Source organism: Flavobacterium calami (assembly GCF_038290035.1).
Classification (GTDB): Bacteria; Bacteroidota; Bacteroidia; order Flavobacteriales; family Flavobacteriaceae; genus Flavobacterium; species Flavobacterium calami.
Genome location: NZ_JBBYHS010000022.1, coordinates 81,267 through 90,815, shown reverse-complemented (window position 1 = coordinate 90,815; position 9,549 = coordinate 81,267). Strand labels below are relative to the sequence as shown.

Below are 9,549 nucleotides of genomic sequence, written 5' to 3'. Positions count from 1 at the left end.
TTCGTAATATTGATTTACGAACATAATAATCATTTCAAATCGTCACGCTCTAAAATGACTCTTAAAATACAGATTTACAATAATTTCAAAGAACTTATTTTAATTTTTAGTGGACACTAGTGACGTAATATATTGTTTGGAAATTCTAAAAGACAAAGATAAATTCGAAGCTTATAAAGACATGCAGTTTGTTCTTTCTGAGTTTTTGAAAGATAAAAGTTTTAATTCTGTTGAAATACGATTGTTTGATAGAATTTTAAAAAATGATATTTCTACTTACAATGAAAACGAAATACATTCTTCGGGTTATGTGCTTCATAGTTTAGAAGCAAGCTTTTGGTGTTTTCTGAATTCGGATTCTTTTGAAGAAACTGTTTTGAAAGCGGTAAATCTTGGAGAAGACACAGATACAACGGGCGCAATTGCTGGAGGATTGGCAGGAATTTATTTCGGACTTGAAAATATTCCTCAAAAATGGATTAATAATTTAGCTAGAGTAAAAGATATAAAAGATTTGACAGATCGATTGGCTATTAAATATAAATAAAAAAAAATATGAACCCATTACTATTAACCGACGGTTACAAAGTTGACCACAGAAGACAATACCCAGACGGAACGACAATTGTATATTCTAACTGGACACCAAGAAAATCAAGAATTGAAACAGTTGATGAAGTGATCTTTTTCGGATTGCAGTACTTCATCAAAAAATATATCATTCATGACTTTGAAGAGTATTTTTTCAAAAAATCAAAAGAAGAAGTAGTAAAAAAATACGCTCGTAGAATCAATAATTATTTGGGCGAAAACCAAGTAGGGACAAAACATATCGAAGATTTACATGATTTAGGATATATTCCGATGGTATTTAAAGCTTTGCCAGAAGGCGCGAGTGTTCCGTTGCGAGTTCCAATGTTCACGATGTATAATACAATTCCTGAATTTTTCTGGCTGACGAATTATTTCGAAACATTACTTTCAGCAGTAGTTTGGTTGCCTTGTAATTCAGCTACAATTGCAAAAGAATATAGAAAAGTATTAGATAAATATGCAGCAGAAACGTCTTCTGTTCCAGAATTTGTAGATTGGCAAGCACATGATTTCTCAATGAGAGGAATGGGCGGAATCGAAGCAGCATTAACTTCTGCAGCAGGACATTTATTGAGTTTTACAGGATCTGACACAATTCCTGCAATTGATTTCTTAGAAGAATATTACAATGCCAATTCAGATCAAGAACTTGTTGCAGGTTCAGTAGCGGCAACAGAACATTCTGTTATGTGTATGGGAACAACAGAAGGCGAGTACGAAACCTTCAAAAGATTAATTACAGAAGTTTATCCAAAAGGAATTGTTTCTATCGTTTCTGATACTTGGGATTTATGGAAAGTTTTAACAGATTATCTTCCAAGATTAAGAGAAGAAATTGTTTCAAGAGAAGGCAAAGTTGTAATTCGTCCTGACAGTGGTGATCCAGTAGATATTATCTGCGGAAATCCAAACGGAAAAACAGAACAGGAAAAGAAAGGGGTAATCGAATTGCTTTGGGATGTTTTTGGCGGTACAACAAATGCTAAAGGTTTCAAAGAATTAGTGCCTCAGATTGGTGCTATTTACGGAGACAGTATTACGGTAGCAAGAGCAACCCAAATCTGCGAAAGATTAAAAGAAAAGGGTTTTGCGTCTACCAATGTTGTTCTGGGAATTGGTTCTTTCACTTATCAATATAACACCAGAGATACTTTCGGATTTGCAATGAAAGCAACTTACGGAGAAGTAAACGGAGAGGGAAGAGCCATCTTCAAAGATCCAATTACAGATGACGGAACTAAAAAATCGGCTAAAGGATTGATGAAAATTGATTTAATCGATGGCAAGTATCATTTAACCGATAATGTTTCTTGGGAAGAAGAAAAACAAGGGGAATTGAAAGAAGTCTTTAGAGATGGAAAACTTTTGGTTGATCAATCGCTGAGTGAAATCAGAACGAGAGTAAAAAGTGAAGTAAGTGTTGAAGCTTAATTATAACAAAAAGCCTGAATTTAAAATTCAGGCTTTTTTATTCAGTGTAATTTTTATCCGAGTTTTACTTCTTATAAAAATTATTATGATCGATATATTCCCAAACCTTCGAGGGAAGCAATGGCTGAATATTTTTTCCTTTTTTAATATTATTGCGAATAAAAGTAGACGAAATTTCTACAATGGGTGCATCTATAATATGAACCCTTGAATGCGATTTTAATTCGGCATTTTCAGCTTCTTCTGAAATGCGAGGGTAAACATAAATATCATAATGGGTTAAAAGCACTTCATAGTTTTTCCATTTATGAAGCGTTTTCAAATTATCTTCACCCATAATCAGTGAAAACTCGTGGTTTGGATATTTGTCCTGCAAGTGCGCCAGTGTGTTCACAGTATAATTGGGTTGTGGTAATTTAAACTCAATATCCGAAGGCTTTATTTTCGGAAAATCCTCTGTTGCCAAATACACCATTTGCAATCGCTGCTGATCGTCAAGCAAAGTAGCTTTCTTTTTTAAAGGATTATGTGGGGTAACGACCATCCAAACCTGATCTAAACCGGCATACTCGGCCATGTGATTCGCAATAATCAAATGACCAACGTGTATAGGATTGTATGTTCCGAAGTAGAGGCCTATTTTCATTGTCTTAGTAACTAGTAATTAGTAAAAAGTGATTTAGTTCCTTAGTGTTTTTGAAAATCCATTAATCATTTTAGACTCTTCTTCAATTTGATTTAAAATTTCTTTGTATAAATTTTGATTCGTAATAAAACCAAGCTCATTAGCAATTAGTAACTGTGTTTCAATTTCGAACAATGAGCCTCTGGAAATGTCTAAAAAATAACTGAAAGATTTATCCGTATTTCTACCATAACCTTCTGCAATATTTGAAGGAATAGAAACTGAAGCTCTTTTTAACTGACTTTTTAAAGCATATAACTCTTCCTGAGGAAATGACTTAACTAACTGATAAACCAAACAGACAATTTTAATTCCTTTTTGCCAAATCAATAAATCTTTATATGATTTTATTTCACCCATTTTAAGCTTATTACTATTTACTAATCACCAGTTACTTAGAAACAAAATCCTTCACCAGCTGATGCGCTTCTTCCAAAGCCACATCCAAATCATAGTTTTTAATAATCACGTCAAACTGGGGGGCAGTTGCCAATTCTACAGAAGCTTTTGCAATTCGCATATTGATTTTGTCTTCGCTTTCTGTAGATCGTTCTTTTAGTCTTCGCTTTAATTCGTCTACGCTTGGTGGTTTTACGAAAACGGCTAAAGTCTGTTCCGGAAATTTATGCTTGATACGCAATCCGCCTGCAACATCAATATCAAAAATTACATTTTTACCCAAAGCCCAGATTCTTTCGATTTCCGATTTTAAAGTGCCGTAAAAATTATCGCGGTATACTTCTTCCCATTCCAGGAAATCTTCGGCTTTGATGTGTTTTTTGAATTCTTCCAGCGAAATAAAATAATAATCTTTTCCGTTGACTTCTTCTCCACGTGGATCTCGTGAAGCTGCTGAGATTGAAAATTCTAAATTTAAATCTTCTTGTTTCAGTAAATGTTTTACTATCGTTGTTTTTCCAGATCCTGACGGTGCCGAAAAAACAATTAATTTTCCTGTGCTCATTATATATGCTTTAGGTCTTATTCTTGAAATTCTAAAATCATAAATCGTTAATCAACAACCTACAATACGTTTAAAACCTGTTCCTTAATCTTCTCCAGTTCATCTTTCATCATCACCACCAGTTTCTGCATTTGGGCATGATTCGATTTTGAACCCATAGTATTGATTTCTCTTCCCATTTCCTGAGTGATAAAACCAAGCTTTCTACCATTAGCTTCAGTACCTTTTATCGTTTCCAGAAAATAATCTAAGTGATTGGTAAGACGAACTTTTTCTTCTGTAATATCCAGCTTTTCTAAGTAATAAATCAATTCCTGCTCAAAACGGTTTTCATCAACATTAACTTCTAATTCAGAAATTGCCGTCTGCAAACGGTCTTTTATAGCCTGAACTCTTTCCGGATCCAACGCAAGGGCATCCTCCATATATTGACGGATATTACCAATTCGAAGATTAAATTCTCTTTCAAGAGATTCGCCTTCATCTTTTCTGAAACTCAAAATATTTTGCAACGCTTCATCAATGATAACCTGAATCTGCTCCCAGTCGTTTTCATCGATTTCCTCGCGTTCTGTTTTTAAGGCATCAGGCATACGAACCGCCATTTTCATTAGCTCGGTTTCATCTGCATCGTGATAAACTTCTCTTAATTGGGCAATATAACTTTTTACAACCGGAACATTTACTTTTGTAGAAGTCTGCTCAGAAGTACTTTCAACGTAAATTGCAAAATCCACTTTTCCTCTTTCCAGTCTGGTCGAAATAAGGGTACGCAAACCCAATTCCATTTCACGGTAAACCGAAGGCATTCTGACGTTCAGGTCTAAACCTTTACTATTCAAAGATTTTACTTCTACAGTGATTTTTTTTGTCGGTAATTGCAAAGAAGCTTTACCAAAACCTGTCATCGATTGTATCATATAATTGAGTATAAAGGCGCAAAGATACTAAAAAACTTTACAGGGAAGATTTCTGATTTATTATGTCTAAGTTTTTAAAATCTTTGGGCATTGCCTAAGGGCGGGCTATCTGTTGCAATATTTTTTCGTGCAGAAAAAAACAAAAAAAAGATTCCCACTTTAAATGAAATTCACTGAACTCCGATTAAAATAAAATCATGTGAAGTAATCCCTAACGCAACCTCGAATCAAAAAGAAATTTCAGCGTTACTTTTCTTCCAAAGCTTTCATAACCTGTAGAATATTCTGCTGACTGTTTCCAATATAAATTTTGCCGTCAATAATAAAAACCGGACGGCTTAAAAAAGTATAATGTTCCAGAATGTATTTTTTAAAATCAGCTTCGGTAAGTGCTTTATTCTTCAAATCCATTGATTTATACAATTGTGCTTTCTTGCTGAATAACGCTTCGTAGCTTCCTGAAAGTTTATACATTTCTTCCAGTTCAGCTTCCGTAATCGGATCTTGTTTAATGTCGTGAAAAACCAGATTATGATTTTGAGGAAGACTTTTGATGATTTTTCGACACGTATCACACGAAGCTAAGTAGTATATTTTGTTCATAATTTTTAATTTATTTCAGTACAAAGAAAATTCATTGCGGCTTAAAATTGTCTAATTTTATTCAAAAAAAAAATTATGAATTCAGTTTTCGCAGTACAAAAAACAATCAGAGAAATTCTCTTAAAGGTTTTAGACAATCATTCATTAGAGCAATTAAACAAAATCCCCGAAGGATTTAATAACAATTTGATTTGGAATATAGCGCATTGTATCTCTGCGCAGCAAAGTTTAGTCTATAAATTATCGGGAGTACCGTCAAAGGTTTCTGACGAATTGATTACCAAATACAGAAAAGGAACCAAACCGGAAGGTGATGTTTCTCAAACCGAAGTCGATGAGATCAGAAGATTGCTTTCTGAGACATTACACCAGGCAGAAAAAGATTATGCTGATAAAATTTTTATAAACTATACTGAATATACCACAAGTATGGGTTTTACACTTCGAAACATTGAAGATGCTTTGTCTTTCAACAATTACCATGAAGGCACCCATACCGGAATTATAATGAGTATCCGAAAGTTTGTTTAGAAACTTTCGGATTTTTTATTTCTCAATAGTTTCTATTGTCACAGTCATTGCTCCTGCTCCTTTGCTTTTAGTAATTTCCATAAAAGCTCTTTTAGACAAATCGATATCCCTTGTTTTTACAAATGGGCCTCTGTCTGTTATTTCAACGATAACAAATTTTCCATTCGCTTCGTTTGTCACTTTTACTTTTGTTCCAAAAGGGAGTTTTTTATGGGCAGCTGTGTACTTATTATTATTGAATCTGCTTCCATTTGCAGTTCTTCTTCCATTAAAACGGTCATGGTAGTAGGAAGCATGAGCCGATTTTTTATACAATTTTAATTTTAAACCCTTAACACTAAAAACGGAGTCGCCAGGGGTTGTAATTTTCAAAATATCAGTTTTTAAAGTATCCTGAGACACTTTGTTTTCAACTTGTTTACTTTGGCTTGTAATGTAGGTAAAGCAACTAAATAAAGTCACCGAAAGAATAGAAAGTAAAACGTTTTTTTTATTCCTCATAATTTATTTTTTTTCAGACTTGGGGAGTTTGTACAAATAATATGCCGAGATAAAAAAAGCCCTGTTCAGGGCTTTAATTGGTGCTTATTGGAACCAAAGGCTCCACGGAATTCTACTTAATATCAGCAGCAATCCTAAACTGTAAAATATAGCAAAAGTTTTAAATTTTGCTTCACTGTTGATCAGCTTTTTATGTTTTGACCATCCTATTGTAATTAACACAATAGCAATGATGTTGATTAGCGGATGTTCTAAAGAAGTTAATCGAAGTGCTGCATTAGACATTTGTCCAAAAGCGTCTTTCCCTAGCGGAGACACAAAATAAAGTATCAATCCGATTAATAATTGTGTATGTGTTCCTATTAAAGCGAATAAAGCAATTTTACGATCTTTAGCTGTAAAATCTTTTTTTGAAGCAAAACCAAGTAATGCATTTACAACTGCAATTAATAAAAGCAATAATGCAAGATAAGCCCAGCCAGAATGGAACTTTTGTAGAAAAGGATACATAGATTATTTTTTTGTTTGAAACAAATATAACAAAAAAGGTTAAAAAAAACGGCATTAGACTATAAAGTCAATGCCGCTTTTGATATTTATTTAGATTCTAAATATTAGAAGTTGAAACGAACGCTAAAGTTCCATGTTCTTCCTAAACCGAAGAATCCTGTGTTTGCTACATTGATTCCGTTGTAGTTCGTTGAAGTTGACGTCACTGCTGTAGCAGTAGTTAATTCAGATAAATACACTTCATCAAATACGTTGTTAACGTTTACTCTAAATGCGATAGATTCAAAACCACTATCACCATTCCCAATTAGTAATTTGTAAGAAATACCAGAATCAACTAAATCGTAATTTGGTAATTCTAAGTTATTTTTAATAGCTCCAACATTAGAATATAATTTAGCATAGTTTCTCCAGTCTGCATCAATAGAAAATCTTTCAAAAATTTCATATTTAAAACCTAAACCATAAGTAGTTTGCGCAGCATCTCCAACTTTACCACCATCAACATCTTTACTTATTACATCTAATGTATTAAAACCATCATCTCTAAGTGTAGAAACAACAGAGTTTTGATACTCCCAATTTCCGAATGAAGCAAAACCAGTTAAATCTAATTTAGGCAGTACTTTTGCAACTAAATCTAATTCTATACCTGTGTGGATTTGTTCTAATCCCTGATCTGTTTTATGAATTAAATCACCTAAAGCTAAAGATGGATATTTAGCCACGTCGGCAGCTACAGCTGTAGTAGTAGTAGTTGTAACTCTGTCCTTCCATGAAGTTCTGTATCCGTTTACACTAGCAGTTAAATATTTTGAACTGAAGGTATATCCAGCCTCTAAACCTAATATCTTTTCATTCTCTGTAAATGGATTAAGCTCATTAGTAAAGTTCAAATAAATATTATCGTGGTATGGCTGACGATTGTAATATCCTGCATTTGCATAAACAGTATGTTTATCAGCAATTTTATAACTAGTTCCTGCTTTTGCATTAAAACCAACATTATTTACCTTGTCAGACTCTTGTTGACCTGGCAAGTAATCGTATCTGTCTGTACGTACGTGAGATTGATTAGATAATGATCCCTGGAAAAATGCAGAAAAATTATTTTTAGCATACTCTAATTGGCCGAAAACACCTCCGTAAGAAATAGTTTCACTATAATCATAATCGATTCTTTGGTTTCCTGGAACGTCCTGGAAAGTAGACTTCCATCTTTCTATAGAATAATTTTTATTAACTGTATTAGTACCAATTACTCCGCTATTTATGTCGTCATCGTTTTTAAGTGGTCTGCTTTCTGTCCAACTTGTTAAACCTACAAAATCAGAAACAAATCTGTAGTGATCTCCGCTATATGTTCTTAAATCAAGCCCCACATTAAGTGATAATTCATCAGTTAATTGGTTTTTTAAGTTTGATACCAAACCATACCAGGCATGGTTGTTTGCTGATGATCTAATCAAATAAGCACCATTAGTACTTCCTCCTTTATTATCCCCAATTCCATTACCTAATGTTTGATTTTTTGCATACATTTTATCAAAATCAATATAGCCATCAGCGGTTCTACTTCTCGATCCGTAGTTCCCAGTTCCTCCTCCTCTTCCCCACGAAGCGTAAGCTACTGTAGATAGTTGTGTTTTGTCGCTAATATCAAAATCCCAGTTAAAGTTCATTACTGGTTTATGGTAGTAGTTAGTTCTTTCAGATTTATATTCTCCGTCTTGATAACCGTAATTGTTGTTGTATTTTCTACCGTATTTTAAGTAAGAACTAATTACTTTTGTAAAGTTTTGATCATGTTCTTGTGGAGCACCAGTCACTAAAAAGTTAAAGTTATGTCTTTCACTAGGCTTATATCCAACAGAGACAAAATAAGTCTCACCTTTTCCGTAAGTACCATCATTATATCCGTCACCTTGCCAGTGAGATAACATAACACTAGTTCCCCATCCACTTTTGCTCATACCTGTGCTATATGCAGCAGTAGTTTTAAAGTAATTGTCGTTAGCCGCACCAACAGAAACGAAACCACCTTCTTGTTTATCAGTCGCTTTTGTAATGAAGTTTACAGTTCCTCCAACAGATGAAATAGCCAATTTAGAAGACCCTAAACCTCTTTGAATTTGTACTGCATTTGCAATATCAGACATCCCAGACCAGTTAGACCAATACATCTTTCCGTCTTCCATACCGTTGATTGGCTGCCCATTCAATAAGAAAGCAGTATTATCCTGAGCAAAACCACGAACACTAATTCTGGAATCCCCGTATCCTCCTGCTTGTCCTGCAACATAAACAGATGGCGTGTTTACCATTGTTTGCGTAATATCAGCTGTACCAACTTTTGCCTGAATATCAGCTGCTTTAATTGTAGAAACTGCAATTGGAGTTTTTCTGTCTTTTGCTAAATCGATAATTCCTTTACCCATTACTACAATTTCCTCCAATTGGTTAGAATCAGAAGTCAGAGTAATAACACCTAAATTTAATGTTGCTCCGTTTGCAACAGAAAACGGAATTGTCTTAGATTCATAACCTAAGTAAGAAACCACAATTACTCCAGATGTTGCTGAAGTTGTAATTGTAAATTTACCGTCGAAATCACTCGATCCTGCATCTGATGATCCTTTTACAGCTGCATTAGCACCTGGTAATGAATTTGTACCGTCAGTAATTGTACCAGTAATTTTACTTTGAGAAAATACGGTTGAAACTATTAAGAACAATAGTCCCGTGAGTAACCAATTTTTCATTGTCTTCATTTGCTATTTAGTTTATTTGTTTTTGGCAAAATTATAACA

General features: G+C 34.0%; 11 protein-coding genes. 3 read left to right on the top strand and 8 right to left on the bottom strand.

Going from position 1 to position 9,549, the window contains the following annotated elements; genetic code table 11:
• Positions 1–136: 136 nt before the first annotated feature.
• Positions 137–547, top strand: coding sequence for an ADP-ribosylglycohydrolase family protein (locus AAEO57_RS18405; RefSeq protein WP_341694505.1), 411 nt, complete (start codon positions 137–139; stop codon positions 545–547).
• A gap of 8 nt (positions 548–555) precedes the next feature.
• Entirely contained in the window at positions 556–2,025 is a 1,470-nt protein-coding gene (locus AAEO57_RS18400; protein WP_341694504.1) for a nicotinate phosphoribosyltransferase, read from the top strand.
• A gap of 64 nt (positions 2,026–2,089) precedes the next feature.
• On the opposite strand, the gene nadD is transcribed toward AAEO57_RS18400, so the two are convergent.
• The 5 genes from nadD to AAEO57_RS18375 form a co-directional block, all read right to left on the bottom strand.
• Complete coding sequence (gene nadD / locus AAEO57_RS18395; protein ID WP_341694503.1) at positions 2,090–2,671, bottom strand: nicotinate (nicotinamide) nucleotide adenylyltransferase; 582 nt, start codon at positions 2,669–2,671, stop codon at positions 2,090–2,092.
• A 33-nt stretch (positions 2,672–2,704) separates the two neighbouring features.
• Positions 2,705–3,070: a four helix bundle protein gene (locus AAEO57_RS18390; RefSeq protein ID WP_341694502.1), complete on the bottom strand. Its 366-nt coding sequence runs from the start codon at positions 3,068–3,070 to the stop codon at positions 2,705–2,707.
• A gap of 31 nt (positions 3,071–3,101) precedes the next feature.
• Entirely contained in the window at positions 3,102–3,674 is a 573-nt protein-coding gene (gene gmk / locus AAEO57_RS18385; protein WP_341694501.1) for a guanylate kinase, read from the bottom strand.
• Between the two features lie 59 nt (positions 3,675–3,733).
• On the bottom strand, positions 3,734–4,594 hold the full coding sequence (locus AAEO57_RS18380; protein ID WP_341694500.1) for a YicC/YloC family endoribonuclease: 861 nt from the start codon (positions 4,592–4,594) through the stop codon (positions 3,734–3,736).
• Between the two features lie 246 nt (positions 4,595–4,840).
• Complete coding sequence (locus AAEO57_RS18375) at positions 4,841–5,197, bottom strand: arsenate reductase family protein (RefSeq protein ID WP_341694499.1); 357 nt, start codon at positions 5,195–5,197, stop codon at positions 4,841–4,843.
• 75 nt (positions 5,198–5,272) lie between these two features.
• Between AAEO57_RS18375 and AAEO57_RS18370 the strand changes: the two genes are divergently transcribed.
• Complete coding sequence (locus AAEO57_RS18370; RefSeq protein ID WP_341694498.1) at positions 5,273–5,728, top strand: DinB family protein; 456 nt, start codon at positions 5,273–5,275, stop codon at positions 5,726–5,728.
• Between the two features lie 15 nt (positions 5,729–5,743).
• Here AAEO57_RS18370 and AAEO57_RS18365 read toward each other — a convergent pair whose 3' ends face one another.
• The 3 genes from AAEO57_RS18365 to AAEO57_RS18355 form a co-directional block, all read right to left on the bottom strand.
• Positions 5,744–6,229 carry a septal ring lytic transglycosylase RlpA family protein gene (locus AAEO57_RS18365; protein WP_341694497.1) on the bottom strand — a complete coding sequence of 162 codons (486 nt, stop codon included), beginning with the start codon at positions 6,227–6,229 and terminating at the stop codon, positions 5,744–5,746.
• 84 nt (positions 6,230–6,313) lie between these two features.
• Positions 6,314–6,739, bottom strand: a complete 426-nt coding sequence (locus AAEO57_RS18360) for a hypothetical protein (protein ID WP_341694496.1) — start codon at positions 6,737–6,739, stop codon at positions 6,314–6,316.
• 104 nt (positions 6,740–6,843) lie between these two features.
• Positions 6,844–9,501, bottom strand: a complete 2,658-nt coding sequence (locus AAEO57_RS18355) for a TonB-dependent receptor (RefSeq protein ID WP_341694495.1) — start codon at positions 9,499–9,501, stop codon at positions 6,844–6,846.
• Positions 9,502–9,549 lie beyond the last annotated feature (48 nt).

Excerpts from the sequence above, each read along its gene's own strand:
- AAEO57_RS18400 (WP_341694504.1), top strand. The coding sequence starts at position 556 with ATGAACCCATTACTATTAACCGACGGTTACAAAGTTGACCACAGAAGA.
- nadD (WP_341694503.1), bottom strand. The coding sequence starts at position 2,671 with ATGAAAATAGGCCTCTACTTCGGAACATACAATCCTATACACGTTGGT.
- AAEO57_RS18390 (WP_341694502.1), bottom strand. The coding sequence starts at position 3,070 with ATGGGTGAAATAAAATCATATAAAGATTTATTGATTTGGCAAAAAGGA.
- gmk (WP_341694501.1), bottom strand. The coding sequence starts at position 3,674 with ATGAGCACAGGAAAATTAATTGTTTTTTCGGCACCGTCAGGATCTGGA.
- AAEO57_RS18380 (WP_341694500.1), bottom strand. The coding sequence starts at position 4,594 with ATGATACAATCGATGACAGGTTTTGGTAAAGCTTCTTTGCAATTACCG.
- AAEO57_RS18375 (WP_341694499.1), bottom strand. The coding sequence starts at position 5,197 with ATGAACAAAATATACTACTTAGCTTCGTGTGATACGTGTCGAAAAATC.
- AAEO57_RS18370 (WP_341694498.1), top strand. The coding sequence starts at position 5,273 with ATGAATTCAGTTTTCGCAGTACAAAAAACAATCAGAGAAATTCTCTTA.
- AAEO57_RS18365 (WP_341694497.1), bottom strand. The coding sequence starts at position 6,229 with ATGAGGAATAAAAAAAACGTTTTACTTTCTATTCTTTCGGTGACTTTA.
- AAEO57_RS18360 (WP_341694496.1), bottom strand. The coding sequence starts at position 6,739 with ATGTATCCTTTTCTACAAAAGTTCCATTCTGGCTGGGCTTATCTTGCA.
- AAEO57_RS18355 (WP_341694495.1), bottom strand. The coding sequence starts at position 9,501 with ATGAAAAATTGGTTACTCACGGGACTATTGTTCTTAATAGTTTCAACC.